General features: G+C 62.2%; 20 protein-coding genes and 1 pseudogene. 8 read left to right on the top strand and 13 right to left on the bottom strand.

The window, feature by feature from the left end; translation table 11 throughout:
* Positions 1–310 precede the first annotated feature (310 nt).
* Positions 311–523 carry a hypothetical protein gene (locus AC5RWT_RS19995; protein WP_494081692.1) on the top strand — a complete coding sequence of 71 codons (213 nt, stop codon included), beginning with the start codon at positions 311–313 and terminating at the stop codon, positions 521–523.
* Between the two features lie 614 nt (positions 524–1,137).
* On the opposite strand, the gene AC5RWT_RS19990 is transcribed toward AC5RWT_RS19995, so the two are convergent.
* The 5 genes from AC5RWT_RS19990 to AC5RWT_RS19970 all read right to left on the bottom strand — a co-directional run bounded on the left by AC5RWT_RS19990 (position 1,138) and on the right by AC5RWT_RS19970 (position 6,513).
* Complete coding sequence (locus tag AC5RWT_RS19990; RefSeq protein ID WP_494081691.1) at positions 1,138–2,580, bottom strand: MFS transporter; 1,443 nt, start codon at positions 2,578–2,580, stop codon at positions 1,138–1,140.
* Between the two features lie 187 nt (positions 2,581–2,767).
* Complete coding sequence (locus tag AC5RWT_RS19985) at positions 2,768–3,895, bottom strand: iron-containing alcohol dehydrogenase (RefSeq protein ID WP_494081690.1); 1,128 nt, start codon at positions 3,893–3,895, stop codon at positions 2,768–2,770.
* The gene (locus tag AC5RWT_RS19980) at positions 3,892–4,851 is read right to left on the bottom strand and encodes a transketolase family protein (protein WP_494081689.1); all 960 of its coding nucleotides are present in this window, start codon (positions 4,849–4,851) and stop codon (positions 3,892–3,894) included. Before AC5RWT_RS19980 ends, AC5RWT_RS19985 begins: the two co-directional genes overlap by 4 nt.
* Before the next feature lie 22 nt (positions 4,852–4,873).
* Positions 4,874–5,716, bottom strand: coding sequence for a transketolase (locus AC5RWT_RS19975; RefSeq protein WP_494081688.1), 843 nt, complete (start codon positions 5,714–5,716; stop codon positions 4,874–4,876).
* A 2-nt stretch (positions 5,717–5,718) separates the two neighbouring features.
* The gene (locus tag AC5RWT_RS19970; protein ID WP_494081687.1) at positions 5,719–6,513 is read right to left on the bottom strand and encodes an SDR family NAD(P)-dependent oxidoreductase; all 795 of its coding nucleotides are present in this window, start codon (positions 6,511–6,513) and stop codon (positions 5,719–5,721) included.
* A 194-nt stretch (positions 6,514–6,707) separates the two neighbouring features.
* Here AC5RWT_RS19970 and AC5RWT_RS19965 point away from each other — a divergent pair, with 194 nt between their 5' ends.
* Entirely contained in the window at positions 6,708–7,502 is a 795-nt protein-coding gene (locus AC5RWT_RS19965) for an IclR family transcriptional regulator (RefSeq protein ID WP_494081686.1), read from the top strand.
* Between the two features lie 617 nt (positions 7,503–8,119).
* Positions 8,120–8,851 carry a transposase gene (locus AC5RWT_RS19960; protein ID WP_494081685.1) on the top strand — a complete coding sequence of 244 codons (732 nt, stop codon included), beginning with the start codon at positions 8,120–8,122 and terminating at the stop codon, positions 8,849–8,851.
* Between the two features lie 343 nt (positions 8,852–9,194).
* On the opposite strand, the gene AC5RWT_RS19955 is transcribed toward AC5RWT_RS19960, so the two are convergent.
* The 8 genes and pseudogenes from AC5RWT_RS19955 to AC5RWT_RS19920 form a co-directional block, all read right to left on the bottom strand.
* Entirely contained in the window at positions 9,195–9,494 is a 300-nt protein-coding gene (locus tag AC5RWT_RS19955) for a hypothetical protein (RefSeq protein ID WP_494081693.1), read from the bottom strand.
* Entirely contained in the window at positions 9,406–9,954 is a 549-nt protein-coding gene (locus tag AC5RWT_RS19950) for a DUF1016 N-terminal domain-containing protein (protein WP_494081684.1), read from the bottom strand. The genes AC5RWT_RS19955 and AC5RWT_RS19950 overlap by 89 nt, the downstream gene beginning before the upstream one ends.
* Positions 9,888–10,217: a DUF1016 N-terminal domain-containing protein gene (locus AC5RWT_RS19945; RefSeq protein WP_494081683.1), complete on the bottom strand. Its 330-nt coding sequence runs from the start codon at positions 10,215–10,217 to the stop codon at positions 9,888–9,890. Before AC5RWT_RS19945 ends, AC5RWT_RS19950 begins: the two co-directional genes overlap by 67 nt.
* Before the next feature lie 5 nt (positions 10,218–10,222).
* Complete coding sequence (locus tag AC5RWT_RS19940) at positions 10,223–10,417, bottom strand: hypothetical protein (RefSeq protein WP_494081682.1); 195 nt, start codon at positions 10,415–10,417, stop codon at positions 10,223–10,225.
* A 193-nt stretch (positions 10,418–10,610) separates the two neighbouring features.
* Complete coding sequence (locus tag AC5RWT_RS19935; RefSeq protein ID WP_494081681.1) at positions 10,611–11,246, bottom strand: ATP-dependent DNA ligase; 636 nt, start codon at positions 11,244–11,246, stop codon at positions 10,611–10,613.
* Between the two features lie 413 nt (positions 11,247–11,659).
* Complete coding sequence (locus AC5RWT_RS19930; RefSeq protein WP_494081680.1) at positions 11,660–12,040, bottom strand: ATP-dependent DNA ligase; 381 nt, start codon at positions 12,038–12,040, stop codon at positions 11,660–11,662.
* A gap of 54 nt (positions 12,041–12,094) precedes the next feature.
* Positions 12,095–12,478 carry a hypothetical protein gene (locus AC5RWT_RS19925; RefSeq protein ID WP_494081679.1) on the bottom strand — a complete coding sequence of 128 codons (384 nt, stop codon included), beginning with the start codon at positions 12,476–12,478 and terminating at the stop codon, positions 12,095–12,097.
* Between the two features lie 95 nt (positions 12,479–12,573).
* Positions 12,574–13,453: pseudogene (locus tag AC5RWT_RS19920) on the bottom strand (IS1595 family transposase).
* A 57-nt stretch (positions 13,454–13,510) separates the two neighbouring features.
* On the opposite strand from AC5RWT_RS19920, the gene AC5RWT_RS19915 reads away from it, so the two are divergent.
* From AC5RWT_RS19915 to AC5RWT_RS19895, 5 genes are all read left to right on the top strand, one after another.
* Positions 13,511–13,726: a hypothetical protein gene (locus tag AC5RWT_RS19915; protein ID WP_494081678.1), complete on the top strand. Its 216-nt coding sequence runs from the start codon at positions 13,511–13,513 to the stop codon at positions 13,724–13,726.
* A gap of 180 nt (positions 13,727–13,906) precedes the next feature.
* Positions 13,907–14,155, top strand: a complete 249-nt coding sequence (locus AC5RWT_RS19910) for a hypothetical protein (RefSeq protein ID WP_494081677.1) — start codon at positions 13,907–13,909, stop codon at positions 14,153–14,155.
* A gap of 738 nt (positions 14,156–14,893) precedes the next feature.
* Complete coding sequence (locus tag AC5RWT_RS19905; RefSeq protein WP_494081676.1) at positions 14,894–15,220, top strand: transposase; 327 nt, start codon at positions 14,894–14,896, stop codon at positions 15,218–15,220.
* 65 nt (positions 15,221–15,285) lie between these two features.
* The gene (locus tag AC5RWT_RS19900; RefSeq protein WP_494081675.1) at positions 15,286–15,444 is read left to right on the top strand and encodes an IS3 family transposase; all 159 of its coding nucleotides are present in this window, start codon (positions 15,286–15,288) and stop codon (positions 15,442–15,444) included.
* Positions 15,435–16,070 (top strand): IS3 family transposase, encoded by a 636-nt coding sequence (locus AC5RWT_RS19895; protein WP_494081674.1) that lies wholly within the window; start codon positions 15,435–15,437, stop codon positions 16,068–16,070. The genes AC5RWT_RS19900 and AC5RWT_RS19895 overlap by 10 nt, the downstream gene beginning before the upstream one ends.
* The last annotated feature ends 39 nt before the right edge of the window (positions 16,071–16,109 follow it).

The raw sequence follows: 16,109 nt of genomic DNA, 5'->3' as shown, positions 1-16,109 counted from the left end.
GCGGAACTCGGCGGGATAGGGCTTGGGCACAGGAACATCCTTCCTGCAAGGAATGAATCCTCACAAGTCAGGAGTCAACTGAATTGGGGGCAGTCCCTTTTGCTGGCGCAGCAGGTCCTGGTTGAGTATTGACTCGAGCATTGACCAGATCCTGGGCTGGGTCGGCAGGGTGCTGCAGTGACGCGGTGAGGCGGCTTGTCCATCTCCGCTTAGTCACCCCCGCGTGAGTAGCGAGCGAGGTCTCTGGGATCGCTGAGGACGCGGTGTGCTGAGTCGATACCGCAAGACTCGTCCGCCTCCTGTTCCGTCCTTGGTGATTCGCTTCAAGCTCGCACGCCAATGGTGGATGATTCCCCTCCCGGATCTGCTGGCGGTGGGATGGAAGCCGAATGCGCCGGCGCCTGAGCCTGCCCTGAGCCAGTCCAGTGAGCAGCCCGAAGGGCAGGCCTTGGCTGAGAAGATCCGGGAGCTTGAGCAGGCCCTTTATGCTGAGCGCACTGTTTTTCTAAAGCCCTACTACTAGGCGTTCCGCTACGCTCCACACTGCATTGCTGGCCATTCCCTAGCTGCGTAAGTAGGCAGGATCACCGGGGCTCGGGTGGTGAGCTAGGAAATGGCTGACCAACCCCCTAGATGGCCCAACGCGCCGGCGAGGGCACAGTGAGCCATCTAGGGGGTCTAAGTTCTTCGGGCTCGGTATGGAGCCGCTGAGGTTTCTTTCAGACTGACTACGGGCATTACTCGCATGTCACAGGGCCGGGATGTGAGCGATTCCCGCTAGGCTCCGTCAACGCGCCTAGCTACGATTCTGCATCCTCAGGAGTTCGGGCCTGCCTTAACCTCCGAGAATCGCTCTCGATATGCCCTTTGGTCTCACTACACGCGGGGGCCAGCCGGTGGACTCTTCGCTTTAGACACGCCCTCGCCAGCGAAGAAGGGGACGTCTCCGCAGACTAAAGGAGCCGCTGTTCCCGATGGGCATCCGCCAGCCGGGGAACAGCCTCCAGATGCTTCCGCACACATGGGATTTGAAAGCCTGCGCCGGCGACGCCCAAGGAGTCCCAGGTTATCGGCCTTGTCATAGAACAGGGCGAGTAGCCGGTGCGCGGAGTCGGCCTCATGCATATGGGCGTGCTCTTATTGCCGAGCTTCCAAGCGAAGGCCAATAGCTTCTAGTTCGTCGTCAGACTTCTGGCTAAGGGGCTCCCACCGAATAAGCAGGCATGCAAGCAATCCTGTTAGGGGTACGAGAGTGAACCATAGAAGCGTTGTCGAGGTGCCGATCGCGTCCTTGATCACAGGAAAGAGATATAGCCCCAGTACGCCAGCGGTACTCCGGGAAATGGTGGCCAGCTGTGAGCCTCGTGCCCTGAGTTCGCTCCTGTAGGCGAGGGATCCCATGGTCAGACCGGCGGTTCCGGGTGCAGCCGCGTGACAGAAAATGAGGAACGAAGGGACGAAGAAGCCAGCCCAAACTGGCATATCGCTCCACAAAGCAAGGGTGGCGATCGCCATCGCAACGCCGGCGAAGCCCCAAGCGGAGCTGATCCGAACTCCGAAGCGCCGCGCAAAGTACGCGGCTAACACACCGCCGACTATGCCGAAGACATTGAAGACGAGCGATCCGGTGAGGGCCATGCCCAATCCTTCACCGAAGATTTCGAGGGAGATTATGGGCAGATAGAAACCAACGGCGAAATATTGAAGCGCTTCAGTGAAGGCAACAATATTCGTCAGCAGAGTACGCTTACGATAATCCTTGGCCCATAGAGCTGACCACTTCACTTTGCCGACCGGAGCCGCTTCCAGAGGAATTTCAGGTTTCTCTGCTACAACAGGCTGACCGCAGAGCCTCGTTAGAGACCGCGCAGCTCCTTCAAAATCACCCCGTGCTGCAAGCCACTTGGGGCTTTCAGGCATGAATTTGATGCGGGCCAGCAATAGGAAGAAGGCAAATAATGCGGCTATTCCCAGCGTCCAGCGCCATACGTTAAGGCCGGCTCCAAGCTCGAAGGCCACCAGGGTAAAGAGAAGTGCGAACGATGTAGAGATGTACCACTGTGCTTGACTGAAGCTCACCCAGCTTCGCTTATCTTTGGGGAGGAGTTCCGCCAGGTAAGCCATTGCGATGCCGAGGTCAATGCCGTAGGCAATGCCTCCCACTAGACGACCTGTCAGCAGAGTGCTGTAGGAATCGGCATTCAGCATGATGACCGCGCCGATGACCGCAAGTACCTTCGCGAAGACCAGAAACGAGACCCGGCCGATGCGGTCGCCCAGCCGGGCGCATACGAGGGCGGCAGCGACGCTAGCAGCGTATCCAATACCGCTAAGTGCTCCGATTTGTTGTCCATCGAGGCCCAACTGCTCACGGATGCTGCTCATTCCGCCGCTCAAGGCGCCAGTGTAGAAGGCTTCGAATCCAAGACCGGCAAGGGCAAGGACAAGAATGAGCCAATGTGCCTTTGTCTTCACACCTCCTTCATCGATCAATCGTTCGACATCCCTGACAGTGCGCACAATCAGTGCGCCATGTGTTGCCGTTTGTGGTCCGGGACTTTGTGTTGGCTGCTGCGTCATAGGATTCCTCCGTGAGGGCCGAGTCATACGCTCGGATTACAGTGTCCTTGTTGCGACGGGCACTTGTCTGTAGCCCGACCGCATTCGTTCTTAGCATGAGACAGGTGGGGAATTGCCGACTGAGTGCTTGCTCGGCAGATCCTTGCTGCTTGTGGGAGTTGGCCGTCCCGATCTGGCTAGGCCATGGTTAAATGCCCGCGGATGCCGCCTCCATTTCGACTTCCTCGATTGCCGCAATGATTCGGGCAGCAGACGCGTCGACCCAGGTGTTCGCTGTGTGTGGCGCGGCGGCGGCCGCGGTGCCGAGTGCGGTGATCTCCTCTGTCGTCGGTGACGGCATGTCGAGATCGGCGAGGCGGGTCGGTAGGCCGACCGCGTTGAGGAAGTCGCGGATCTCGCCTCGATCGACCCCCGGGTCGTCTTCGAGCACCAACTGGACAAGGAGTCCGTAGGCGACGTGGAATCCGTGGAGATGCGATGAGGATCCACGCCCGACTTGGAGCCCGCGCGTCATGCAGTGCGCGATGGACAGGCCGCCATTCTCGTACCCCAAGCCGGACAGCAGAATCACTGCCTCAACAACTGCCTCAACCTCCGCCGCGACCCGCCCCTCGGAGGCGGCTCGCACTGCTGCGACGCCGTCGCGCAGCAATATTTGGGCACAACCATCGGCAATGACTTCCCCGATGAGGAGCGGACGTGTGCCCTGCGTCGTCATGCCGCGGCCGCGGGCGCAAGAGCGCGCTTCGAATTTCTTGGCCAGCGCGTCTCCAATGCCGGACACTAGGAAGCGCACCGGAGCCTGTGCAATGACCTCAGTGTCAACCACCACCACGGCCGGGTTGCTGCGCATCCGGCCCAGTTCTGATAACTTTCCTGTGCCGTCGTAGAGTGCGTAAATACTCGCGGTCGGACCGTCGTTGGATGCCGTCGTCGGCACCGAAATCATGGGCCGATCACACTGATGTGCGACCCCCTTGGCGAGATCAAGCGCCTTTCCTCCGCCGACCCCGACGACAATGTCGCCGTACCCGCTGGGGACTTTGGCGGTGAGGGCCGAGATGTGCATCCGGGTGACCGGCCCCCGGTTCGGCACGACGTGGTACGCGAGACCGTTTGTTTCCATGGTCTTGTTCAAGCGCGCACCGAGCAGATCGACGATGTCGGCATCGATAACAATGACAGGACGTTCGCCGTGTTCGGCGACGATAGCGCCCAACTCGTCGAAGACACCCGCTCCCTGCACATACTGCTGGGGGGCGGAAAAGCGACGTGTTGCACGATCGATGCCAATACCGTCACGGACCTCACTCATGCGTACTGCCACTCTCCCGTGATGACGGCGCGGGTGATCGCAGCCTCGTCGAGTCCAAAAAGGGCCTCGTTGAAATCTTGCGACCCGCACGGATGGAACCGGTCTCCGAGGCCTATGCGCGTCACCGGGACGGTGACCCCACGATCGGCGAGAGTCTCCACGACCGCGGTGCCCAAGCCCCCGGACCGAAGACCGTTCTCCACCACTATCACCCGGTCTACATCAGCAGAGACGGCTGCGATGGCTTCGGCATCCAACGGTTTGATCGTCGGAACGTGTAGGACCGCTGCTGAGATGCCCTGCTGTTCTGCTGTCACCGCGGCACGCAGTGCACGCGCCGTCATGAACCCCGTGCCGATCACCGCAACGTCACGGCCAGGCCGGAGAAGTCGGGCCCTCCCAATCTCGAACTGGAAGTTGCTCTCGTCGAACACCACCGGCACCTTGCCGCGCAGATTCCGGATGTAGAAGGTTCCGGGCGTCTCCGCGGCAGCACGGATGACATGCCGTAATTCGACCGCATCGCACGGGTCTATGACGGTGACGTCCGGTATGGATCGCATGATCACCAGGTCCTCGAGCGACTGGTGAGTTGCGCCATAGGGATTCACAAGTCCTGGCGAGCCGGCAAGGATCTTCACGTTCGCCTTGCTGTGGGCACACGATATCGCGATGAAGTCCAGGGCGCGTCGGGTGAGGAAGGCGGCGTATGTCGCGCAGAAAGCGATCTTTCCTACCTTCGCTAGGCCTGCTGCCATCATCACCGCATTCTGCTCCGCCATACCGGCATTGAAGTAGCGTTCCGGGAAGCGATCCCGGAAGGGAATGATGTCCGAGTATTTGGACATGTCAGCGCTGAGGCCGACAATCCGCTCGTCCCGGGCACCGAGCTCGGCCAGTTCGTGACCAAAGGGAGCACGTTCGTACGGCCCCTCAACCTCGGCAATTTCGCCCATGCCACCGGCACGGCTCTTTACCTTATCCACGGTTCTCCTCCAATTCATTGATCAGACCGGCCCATTCGCTGTCAGCCACCCGGACGAAGTGAGCCCTTTCTCTAGCGACGAGGGTCGGCACCCCCGTCCCCGGTATGGTCCGCGCGATCAAAACACGCGGTGTTGACTCCGGCGCGTTAGCGAGGGAATCGAAACCTCGGATGATTGCATCGATGTCGTTGCCATCGACTTCCTCGACGGCCCAGCCGAAAGCGCGCCATTTCTCCGCGATCGGCTCCATGTGCAGCACGATCGGGCCGTCAGCCTGGATGCCGTTGCAGTCGACGACGGCTGTGATGTTGCCGAGCCCGAAGCTGGCCGCAGACATGGCCGATTCCCAGGTGGAACCCTCCTGCAGCTCGCCGTCGGACAATTCGACGATGATCTTCTGGTCTCCACCGTCGAGACGCAGACCTAGGGCCATGCCTACTGCCTGACCCAGACCGTGACCGAGCGACCCTCCGGTGATCTCAACCCCAGGGGTCTCGTCAAACGTGCTCATAGGGAGATCACTCCCGTTGAACCCGTAATCGTCGATCTGTTCCGGCGTGAGGATGCCGAGTTCGGCAAGGACCGCATAGAGGGCGATGGAGTTGTGCCCGGTGGACATCAGGAACCGGTCCCGACCGGCCCACTCAGTGTTTGACGGATCGAATCGCAGTTGACGGAAGTAAATCACGGCCAGGAAGTCGGCGATGCCGAGCCCCTGGGCGATGTATCCCTCCCCCTTGTCGGCGGCCATTCGCATCATGGACTTGCGCAAACGGTAAGCGGTTTCGCGCAAGTCGGTCGCCGTCGGTTGGACGACTGAGTCTTCGACGAGCATGTCTATATAGCCTCTCTGGTTGATTCGGCCGGAGCCGGGTGGAATGTTCCGTCGATAGTGATCCCACCGTCGACCCGCAGGACGATCCCGGTGATGAACGACGCCGCGGGTGATGCGAGGAATGCCGTGGCTGCTGCGATCTCCTCCGGCCGTCCGAAGCGTCGCAGCGGAGTACGACCGAGGAGACGGCTCTCGTCCAATGTTCCGGTCTCGATCCCGGATCGCATCATGCCGGTGTCGATGTATCCCGGGGCCACGGCGTTGACGCGGATCCCATGCAACCCCCACTCCGCGGCGAGCGTGCGCGTGATCCCGGTAATTCCAGACTTCGCCGCGGTGTAGGCCAATCGATGCGGCAGGCCGAAGGTGGAGCCTACTGAGGCCAAATTGATGATGGAGGCATCAGGTGCCTCCCGCAACAGCGGGAAGGCCTGCCTACTGCAGCGCATGGCCCCGCCCAGGTGGACGTCCAACTCCCGCTGCCACCGTTCAGAGTCGATTTCTTCGGCGTTGGCCCGAGATATGATGCCGGCGTTATTAATCAGAACGTCAAGCCTTCCGTACCGCCTGGTCACCGCATCGAACCCGCTGCGCACCGACTGGTCGTCTGTGACGTCAAGCACCATGGCCATCCCCGAAACCTCGACGGCGGCCTGGTCGGCGCGGGCGGCGTCAATATCAGCAATCACAATTTCGTGCCCGTCGGCGTGGAGCCGATGCGCCATGGCGAGCCCCAATCCTTGGCCACCCCCGGTGATTAGCGCGACGCGCGGAGCGCCCCTGCCTTTGTTGGTCATCCCCCCGTCACCCCGTGGAACTTGACTGTTGTCCGGAATCCGGATATAATGTTCGACATACGGAACGATCGCACGAAACGGACTTAGGTGTCAACCGTCACACCGTGGTGCGGGTTTCTGACGTCTCAGCCGCTTCGCCTGGCGACGGGAAAGTTGAGTGAGCAGCCACCCCCAGCTCAAATGGAGAGGAAGCCATGGCAGCAATCCAAGGCCCGACATTTGACCTCGATCCGAAGAACCACGTCGCCTCGATCATCAAGGCAACCACCGTTCTGGAGGCCTTCAAGGGCGACCGTTCCGAACTGTCGCTCGCCGATTTGATAAATAAATGTGGCTACAACCGGACAACGACGTACCGGATTCTCGCCACCCTCGAGGTCGCCGGCTGGGTAGAGCGGACGCGGTCGAACGAATATCGGCTCACGCTCCGCGTCTTCGAGCTGGCTGCTGCCGTTCTCGGAAGTTTCAATCTTCGAGCCGAGGCAACCCACGTCATGTCGGAGTTGGTGACGCGCTTTGACGAGCACGTCTATCTAGTGGTGCCCGACGGCGCACGGGCCGTGTGCCTCGACCTCATCGAAAGCAGCCAACCCATCCGCGTAATGGTGCTTACTGTCGGGCGGTCACTGCCGCTCTATCTCGGCGGCGCGCCCATCGCACTGCTCGCCGAACTGGAAGAGACCGCACTCCCCCAGGTCCTCGCCGCCGGACCTATGCTCACCCCTCATGGCGACGAGATCACTGAGGAGGAACTGCGCGTTCGCCTCGCCGAGACCCGCGAGCGGGGGTACTCCATCAGCTCCGGGGACGTCACCCCAGGTGTCGCCGCCCTCGGCGCCTGCATCCGGGACCGTAAAGGGCATGCCGTCGCCGCGTTGAGCATCGGCGGACTGTCAGCGGACATGTCTGATGCCCGCCAGGAAGAGATGGCCCGCGCACTGATCGACAGCGCACTGACTGTCTCGCGGCGGCTTGGTTATCCGGGTTAGGGCACCGTCGCGGAAACGCATCTCGACAATAGTGGCTGGCCGCTACGGGATGACGCATAGCGGCCTTTCCGCTTACGGCTTGGAAGTCTTTCTGAGTCAACCTCCCCCGTGGTTACTGAGATATCGGCCTAATAATTCGAGGAACTTTGGCTCGAACCATTGCCACAAGTGATGGCCAGCGTTCGAGTCGGCGGAGTGCACGGTAAGTGACCGGAGGTCGTGCCGGTGGGGGCGAAGGCAAGACCAGCAGCCCGCCTTCAATCTGGGTGAGGAGAACCTGCAGCAAGGGCAGCCTGCCGGCAAATGGAGCCCTGTCGGAATCGGGGAAAGGATTGAGTCCCAGGCCGAGTCATGGCTCGTTTAACCGGCCATCCTCTGGCAGACTGATTTCGGTGCCTGCTCCTAGCAGCGCCCCGGCGTTCCCCCAACTGCCGGTGCGGCGCCGAAGGCACCCAAGCGAGAGGAACAGCCCCGCAAATCCCCCAACCGCGGGGCTGTTCCCCCGCCTCCCTTCCACCGAGCTCCTGGATGCCGCGAAGACACATCAACGCATTGATCACGGGCGCATATCTGCACCGTGACGCCGTGGTAATGACTTGCTTGTCGATGCGTTTGAGGTGGGCGGCGAGCAGTTCGGCCTGTTCCAGGTCGGCGTCATAGGTGAACTGATCGACCGGGTCGGTGAAGCGCTGCCCGTGCAGCCAGGCATGATGTTCGCGCGTCCACTCAGTGTCTTTGTTGTAGCGGATACCGTGGCGGAGCAGGAAGACGTTCACGCGCTGGCGGGCGTGGGCGAGGTCCTTGGCCGCTCCCGCACGCAGCCGGGAGAAATCGCGGAGAGCTTCGGTTTCAGCGTCGGGTATCCGGACCTCGGTGACGCCGCCTATGGCCTGACCACCGGGTTCGGCCTGGCAGTCGAGATCGGTGACTGGACCCGCTTCACCGGATCCTCCATCGGCTCCTACCTCGGCCTTGTTCCCAGCGAGCAGTCTTCCGGACAGTCCCGCAGCCAAGGACCGATCACCAAAGCCGGCAGCACCTACGCCCGTATACTCTTGGTCGAAGCCGCCTGGCGCCATCGCCAACCGTTCGACCGCCCCGGCCTCAGGATGCTGCACCAACTGGATCTGGTCGACCCCCCCAACGCGGATCCGCGCGCTGGAAGCCAATCATCGCCTGCACCGCAAACGGGCGCATTTCGATGCCCGGAACAAGAAATCGGTCAAAGCCAACACCGCGATAGCCCGGGAGCTCGCAGGCTGGTGCTGGTCGCTGGCGGTCCCGCTTCAACGAGGAGACCCCATGAAAGCGGCATGACCCCCAAGAACGTGCCCACCGGCCGACCGTAGCAGTGACGTGGCAAGCACGCGGAGCCAACCGGAGATACGACTATGAGCAGGTGGCTGATACCCGCCGACGCTCGATTTTAGACACCCGAATGGCAACCACACGTCCCGTCCATATTGTCTAACAACCGTCCCCGCTGGGACGGGTCCTGGACGCCGTGGACGCTCCGGCCGAATAATCGTCATGCGGTAGCCAACCCGCGAATGTCAGTCTGACCATGCCAGTCGAGAACGACTCGCCCCGCTGCGACCGGCCAGCCCGCATCAGGCACAAAAAGTGAGCGGCCCCGGAACCAAAAGAACCGGGAGCCGCTCACCTACGGCTCTTGACAACCGAACGTACATATCAGTTGTCGGGCAGTTGGTCCAGGGCGGCGGTGAGCTTGTCTTCCCCCGGGCACCAAGGCCTTGTCTTCGGCGGACAGCTGCCCGTATCTGTAGGCGGACACCGCCATCGGCGAGGTGGTGCGGCCGAGGGCGTAGCGGACGGTGTGGTCGTTCTTGCTGCCGCAAATGAGGATTCCGACCGTTTCGTGGTGGAAATCGCGCTTGAGCAGTCATCGACCACGGCGGCGTAGAAGTTCCGTTTCCCGGCGTACTCGGGTTGGAACCGGCCGGTCTTCAGCTCGAAGACGTAGTAGCGCAGCTGTTCGACGTGGAAGAAGAAGAGCAGATCGATGTAGAAGTCGTCCCCCCGACCTCCAGATGCACGTGCCGGCCGACGAAGGAGAAACCGGCCCGAGTTCGCGCAGGGTCTCCACGATCCGGTCGGTCAGCCGTTGCTCCAGATCCCGTTCGGCGACTTCACCGGAGAGGCCGAGGAATTCGAAGTTGTACGGGTCTTTCGCTGCCTGTTGTGCCAGCTCCGAACCCGGTGCCGGCAGCAGGTCGGCGAAATTCGATGGCGCGGAGCCGGTGCGTTCCATGGTTTGGCTCATGATCATGTTCATCAGCACGTTCCGGGACCATCCGTGCTCCACCGCTGCGGCCGCGTACCAATCCAAGGATTCACGGGCGCTGAGCTTATCGACAAGGAGGATTAGATGGCCCCAGGGCAATGGCGCAGCAGGCTGCTGCGCAATTGCATCAGGCCAGGCTTTGCCCATGTACTGCAGATTCCTGCGCGAAAACCTTTCATCTCCTGGAACTCTGTCCGGAGGTCTTCGGCCAGCCGGGCGATGACGCCGCTGCCCCAGCCTTCGGCATCCTGGCGTTGCAGGATGTCCCGCCCCATCGCGACCAGTACAGCCCTTTTCAACTGGGCATCGACCGTCCGCACCGCTTGTGCCCGGGTCCCGCCCACCCGCTCCTTCAGAACCGTCAAAAGATCCTGGTTGTCATCGGGCAGGGCAATCTCACGGCCGGCCATGGCCATCACTCTGTCTCCGGCCTCACCCGCATTCCGTGCGGGTTCACCGATTCCGGATCCAGTTCCGGCCTGGCGCGGAGGAAGCGTACGGCATGGCGGAAGGAGGTCCCGGACATCGCGGTGTCCGCTGATACTTCCACGACGAGCGGTTCCACCAGGGTCAACTCGGTTTCGCCGGCGTCGGCGTTGAACCGGTCCATGAGCGTGGATTTTACCCGGTGTGGCCAGGGATGATCCGGTCCGGCTGCCTGCAGCTGGGATCCCAGCAATTTCGGGGCAGCCGGCTTCAGCGGGGCGGAGCGTCCGACAATGCGCAGCTCGCCGTCAATGGGCAGTCCGGCGACGATGGCTTCGGGCCGGGTGAGCGGACCGATGACCGCGGCGCAGATAACGTCAACGGTGTTGGTGTTTGATTTTTTGCCATTGCCGCTGCCCTCCCTCGTAGGGTTGGCCGGCGCCCTTGATGACGAGTCCTTCGATGCCGGTGGCGGGCAGCTCCTCCAGCCAGGTTGCCGCCGTATCCGGGTCGGTGGTGCCCGGGGATAGTTCGAGGGTTTCGTGCCAGTCTTTGGCGAGTTCTTCGAGCAGTTCCCGTCGGACGCGGAACGGTTCAGTAAGGATGTCATGCCCGGCGACGGCGAGCAGGTCGAAGGCCACGAAGTGGGCCGGCACCCGGCGTACCAGCCCGGGCAGCGATTTCGCGGAGGTTCTCAGGCGTTGCTGCAGGGCGGAGAAGTCCAACCGGTCATTCGACCAGATCACTGCTTCGCCATCGAGCAGGCAGCCCGGCGGCAGCTGCTCCCCCGCCGCCTTGATCAGGTCGGGAAAGTAGCGGGAGAGGTTCTTGCCCTGCCGGGACCAGATGGACGTCTCATCCCCGTCGCGGCTGATCACTGCACGGTAGCCGTCCCATTTGAATTCGTACCAGGCTCCGCCGGGCAAAGCGCTGGGACTTGGAGCCTTCTCCACGGCGCGGGCCAGCGCCACCTTCACGGGTGGGCGCAGCCCCTCCGGGAGCCTGGAATTCATGTGGCCACGATACAAGCACGCACAGGTGAACGGACGGGTCAGGGTTTTCCTGCTCGGCTCAGTCTGTATCGCTGCTGTCGACTCCCCCTTGTGCCGCTCGAGCGCCGGTGGGTAACGTTGCGGCCACGGTCTCCGGCATCATTCAGGTCCGGCAAGTTCCTATTGGGTGCCGGGGATCGGCCAGGCGACCCTCTCGCCGCTCCAGTCCAGCTGGGGGGACGGCGAGGGGCCCCTACCCTTGTACCACTCGATCGCGGGCTAGTAACCTTGCGCCCACGGTCCCCCGGCATCACTCAAGGTTCCGGACAAGTGGTGCCGGGGATTGGCCGGTTACTCTTCCCGCTCCGGCGTGACGTTCGACGACGCGGTGGCGAGGGCACCTGGTCTTATTAGACGGCTGCGAGGTAGCGCAGCTATTTTGCCAGCTTCTTGACTAGACGTGGGTCTGCCCCTTTGCTGAGAGCATCGTGCAGCAGTCCAACGGCCCTGTTGATTGGTTGTTCTTCCCTTGTCTGCTTGAGCTGACTCACGATAAGGGGCCCCAGGCAACCGGGCGGCAGCTGTACTGCTGCTGCCTTGATCAAGTCCGGGAAGTACCGGGTGAGGTTCTTGCCCTGCCTTGACCAGATGGAAGTCTCATCCCCTTCGCGGCTGATGACCGCGCGATAGCCGTCCCACTTGGGTTCGTACCAGGCTCCGCCGGGAAGAGCGCCGGGGCGTGGAATCTTTTCCACAGCGCGGGCCAAGGCGACCATTACAGGCGGGATTAGGCCCGTCGGCAGGCTGCCGTCCATGAACCCACGATACAAGCACCCACCAGACGCAGCCGAAGGCGTTCCCTGCCCGGCTCAGTCTGTATCGCTGCTGTCGAGCAGGACACGGATCATGTGCAGGACGGCCTCTCGCTGGGGCTGGGTGAGACGGTTGGCCCGTTCGGGCAGGATGAAGGGTTCGGCTTCCCCAGGAGACACAGCTGCCGCCTTGCGGAGCTCAATCATGGGGATTTCGAAAACTGCAGAAAAGGCCTGCAGGACTGTCTCCGACGGCGTCACCGGCGGGGTGCGCAGGTACTTGGCGACCGCGGTGTAAGAGACGGTGATACCGCGCTTTTCTGCTTCCAACGCAATGCGGCGGGAAGACCAGCTTTCGGTGTTGGAGTCCTGCAGCAGGGCAGCCAGAGTCCGCTGGCCCCCGCCCGAATCGGGCGCGGTCTCCAAGACGTCCATCGTCATTTTAGACCACCCCTCGCATCCGAACCCCACGTAATCCACATTCTGCCTGCTCATCGGGCAGTCTGCCTGCCCTTCGCTTTATTCGAATATCTGTATTAGGTATCCGCTTGGGTGAAGTTCTTCGGTTTGTCTGGGATTACCAGGGTTTTGAGCGGGTGCGGGGCGGTGTTGACGGCCTGGTGCAGGAGCCGGTAGAAGAGCAGCCCGCGGCTTTTGGCGGTGCGGCGGTTGAACCGGAAAGTGAACTCGTCGAGGTAGTAGGCGAACTGTTCCCGGGAGGCGCCGTAGTGCATGGTGCCGATCATCCAGCGTTTGAGCTGGGCGGCGGCCATGTGTACGGCCGGCAGGTCGATGTGCGCCGGGGTGGTGGAGCCGAGCTGGGTGTAGTACCGGTGCTCGTAGCCGAGTTTGGACAGGCGGCGCAGCTGCTGGGCGCCATCGGTCTTGACCAGGGAGCCCGGGGCAACCACGCGCTGGGTGAAGTCGATGATCGCGAGCTTTCCCGGCGGGGTCGGCTCCAGCCGGATCCGGCCGATACGGTTCTTCCCAAGGTTCTCCGCGGCCACCATCACGGGAATCTTGGTGGGTGGACATGCCCGACATTCCGCGGCTGATGCCGCCGACGTAGGTCTCGTCGACCTCCACCGTCCCGGAGAGCACGTCCCGGCCGGGGATCACCATGGCCCGGCGCAGCTATGGCGGCGAACCATGTGCGCATCGGGGTGCGGGTGCGGTCGAAGATCGTTCCGGCCGTGACCGAGGTTCGGCGTGAGCATGCCTTGCACATCCGCAGCCCGGCGCCGGTTGCCCAGAAGTCCGGGGCGCCGCACTTCGGGCAGACAAACCCGTCCGGCCAGCGCAGTGCGGCCAGGTACTCCAGGCATGCCTCGTCCTGGCGAACCAGTCCTGGAACTGCCCGTACGTCGCCGGATAGTCCACCCCGGAGACCGGGCCCTTCGGCAGGGAAACATCCATAACCAAAGCCTACTTCAGCCAAGCAGATACCTAATATATCTGTTCTATTTTTAATTCATGGATCGGGACGCGCTGGCGAAGCTGGCGGCCCGTTACACCAGGCGGGCCGAGCCGGTGTCGCTGACGCCGGAGGAACGGGATCTCGAACACTGCAAGGTGACCCGGGTGGTGCCGGGTGTCCCGGTGTGGGCGTGGATCCGGTTCCCGGGTGCGGCCGAGTTGGTCGCGGGCGAGGCGTTCGGCTGGACGTCCAGGGCGGTACAGGTCACCTGAACGGACGCAGGGGTCCGCCGGGTGACCTGGGTCTGGGCGTCCGCGGTGCGGCGGCGGAACGATCAGGTACGGAAGACGGCTTTGGGAGAGAGGACGGCGCAGGCCAATGACAGCGGTACAGGAACAGCCAGGCCAGAGAACGCTCAATGAGCCGGTCGAAATCCGGTTCACACCCCAGGGGTGCCGTTGGCGGTTCGCTGGCGGGGCCGGCTCTGGCCGGTAGCGGCTGAACCGCTGCGCTGGTTCAGCCGGTGGAATTGGTGGGAATCCAACCTGCCGGCCGGGAAGGGACAGGGGAACATTGTCGACGTCGAATTCTGGCGCCTGCCGGTGCGCGCCACCTCGACGTCTCCTTTGCGGACCTTGGAGGTGCGCAAACACCCGGGCTGGGAAGGCTGGCATCTGGTCCGCATGTCCGACGAAACCTAAGAGGCAAAGGCCCGGCTGGAGGCGGGTCCCCTTCATGGCGGCTCGCCACGATGTCGCGGCCGCCGTGTTCTTGCAACATTTCTCCGGGCCTGCGGGCATGAGGAAGGGCCGGCACTTGTGTGCCGGCCCTTCCCCGGGTTTCCTTCTGCAAGGAAAATCTTGGGGTGCAGCGTCAGCGCTGCGCGGGGTCAGGGCTCGTCGAGCCGGTGGTCTTCCACGGGGAAATCCACCGGTCCGGTCGCCGGGCCTGCGGTCAGCAGGCACAGTTCCAGGATGTCTTCAAGGGGGCTCGCATCGGGGCAACAGTATCGTCTTCGCTCCTGCGGAAGTGATCGGCCACACGGGGCTCCTTGACTGTGTGGGACGGCAGTGTCCTTTCACAGTAGCGGCAGTTCCTGCGGGCCGGCTGGAAGTGGCTGCGCCCCGCGGCAGCGTCAATGCGGCCGGCGGAGCGAAGCGGGGGAGGCCGACGCCGCACCCGGGAAGACCCCAACCGGGAAGGCCGGACCCCTTTTGATGAACTGCTCCCCGAAAGTTGGACTGAAAAATCAGTTTCGATTCTCGGGGAGCAGTTTTATGCAGGACAGCAGTTCGTTATCTGAGGAACAGCGCGAAGCCGCGGTAGCGTTGTTCGAGACCGGTTGGGGCGCTAAGTCCGTGGCAACAGAGCTAGGAGTCCGTTCACACGCTGTCAGCCGGCTGCATCAGCGGTGGAGGGTGCGCGGAGGTTCGACACTGGTGGCCAAGTCAACCAAGCGGCGGTTTTCGTTTGAGTTCAAACTCGCCGTTGTGCAGCGGTATCTGGCCGGAGAGGGCAGAGTTGCTCTGGCAAAAGAGCTTGGGCTGTCTTCTCCGGATCTGATCAGAAAGTGGGCGCGTTATTACCGAGATGACGGCGAAGACGGCTTGCGCCCGAAACCAAGGGGGCGACCTAAGTCACCTCCTGCGACAGGGGCGCAGCCAGAGTCCGAATTGCAGCAGCTGCGCCGTGAAAACGAGCGCCTACGTACAGAAGTGGCTTTTTTGGGAAAAGTGCAGGCCTTGAGGGACGAGGAACGGCGCTAAAGGTCCGCACCGTCATCGCCCTCAAGGCCGAACACCGCCTCGAGCTGCTCCTGGACGCGGCCGGGTTGGCCCGCGCAACGTTCTTCTATCACCAGGCCCGCCTGCAGGCTCCCGATCCGCAAGCCTCCCTCAAGACCGCTATTACTAAGATCTTCAAGGACAGCCACGGCAGGTACGGGCATCGCCGCATCCATACGGAGTTGCTCAAGCAAGGATGGAGATAGCGAAGAAGACGGTGCTGAAGCTGATGCGCCGCCTCGGCCTGGTCTGCAAAGTCCGGCGGAAGAGGCGCTACAACTCCTATCTGGGCGAGCAGGGCATCGTTGCCCCGAACCTGCTGAACCGGGAGTTCGACGCAGAAGCCCCGCTCGAGAAATGGGTTACGGACGTGACAGAGTTCAGCGTCGGCGACCGAAAGCTTTACCTCTCACCGGTCATGGATCTCTTCGATCGCCAGATCCTCTCCCACATCATCGGCATCTCGCCTAACCTTGCCCTCACCAACGGTTCGCTTCGAATGGCTTTGACGACGCTCGAGGGAGGGCAGAAACCGCTGGTGCATTCTGACCAGGGTTTTCAGTACCAGCATGTCTCGTGGCGCGATCTACTAGAGGGCGCAGGCGCGATTCAATCCATGTCCCGCAAAGGCAACTGCTACGACAATGCCGTGATGGAGAACTTCTTCGGCCATCTCAAAGAAGAACTCTTAAACCATGTCCGATTCCTCAACGCCAACGCACTCGAAACAGCACTGCACGACTACATCCGCTGGTACAACACCGAAAGGATCTCAACAAAGCTCAAGGGCCTAAGCCCGGTCCAATACCGTGCTCAGGCCCTCGCGGCTTAGGCTCTTAACAAATTGGTCCAACTTTCGGGGACCAATTCA

It is taken from the genome of Arthrobacter sp. Dra40 (genome assembly GCF_059091905.1).
Note: the sequence above shows the minus strand (reverse complement) of the source record. Positions and strands in the feature narration are given on the sequence as shown.

Excerpts from the sequence above, each read along its gene's own strand:
- AC5RWT_RS19970 (WP_494081687.1), bottom strand. The coding sequence starts at position 6,513 with ATGACCAACAAAGGCAGGGGCGCTCCGCGCGTCGCGCTAATCACCGGG.
- AC5RWT_RS19935 (WP_494081681.1), bottom strand. The coding sequence starts at position 11,246 with ATGAATTCCAGGCTCCCGGAGGGGCTGCGCCCACCCGTGAAGGTGGCG.
- AC5RWT_RS19950 (WP_494081684.1), bottom strand. The coding sequence starts at position 9,954 with ATGGGCAAAGCCTGGCCTGATGCAATTGCGCAGCAGCCTGCTGCGCCA.
- AC5RWT_RS19990 (WP_494081691.1), bottom strand. The coding sequence starts at position 2,580 with ATGACGCAGCAGCCAACACAAAGTCCCGGACCACAAACGGCAACACAT.
- AC5RWT_RS19895 (WP_494081674.1), top strand. The coding sequence starts at position 15,435 with ATGGAGATAGCGAAGAAGACGGTGCTGAAGCTGATGCGCCGCCTCGGC.
- AC5RWT_RS19940 (WP_494081682.1), bottom strand. The coding sequence starts at position 10,417 with ATGGACCGGTTCAACGCCGACGCCGGCGAAACCGAGTTGACCCTGGTG.
- AC5RWT_RS19985 (WP_494081690.1), bottom strand. The coding sequence starts at position 3,895 with ATGAGTGAGGTCCGTGACGGTATTGGCATCGATCGTGCAACACGTCGC.
- AC5RWT_RS19925 (WP_494081679.1), bottom strand. The coding sequence starts at position 12,478 with ATGACGATGGACGTCTTGGAGACCGCGCCCGATTCGGGCGGGGGCCAG.
- AC5RWT_RS19975 (WP_494081688.1), bottom strand. The coding sequence starts at position 5,716 with ATGCTCGTCGAAGACTCAGTCGTCCAACCGACGGCGACCGACTTGCGC.
- AC5RWT_RS19915 (WP_494081678.1), top strand. The coding sequence starts at position 13,511 with ATGGATCGGGACGCGCTGGCGAAGCTGGCGGCCCGTTACACCAGGCGG.
- AC5RWT_RS19980 (WP_494081689.1), bottom strand. The coding sequence starts at position 4,851 with ATGGGCGAAATTGCCGAGGTTGAGGGGCCGTACGAACGTGCTCCCTTT.
- AC5RWT_RS19945 (WP_494081683.1), bottom strand. The coding sequence starts at position 10,217 with ATGGCCGGCCGTGAGATTGCCCTGCCCGATGACAACCAGGATCTTTTG.
- AC5RWT_RS19965 (WP_494081686.1), top strand. The coding sequence starts at position 6,708 with ATGGCAGCAATCCAAGGCCCGACATTTGACCTCGATCCGAAGAACCAC.
- AC5RWT_RS19930 (WP_494081680.1), bottom strand. The coding sequence starts at position 12,040 with ATGGACGGCAGCCTGCCGACGGGCCTAATCCCGCCTGTAATGGTCGCC.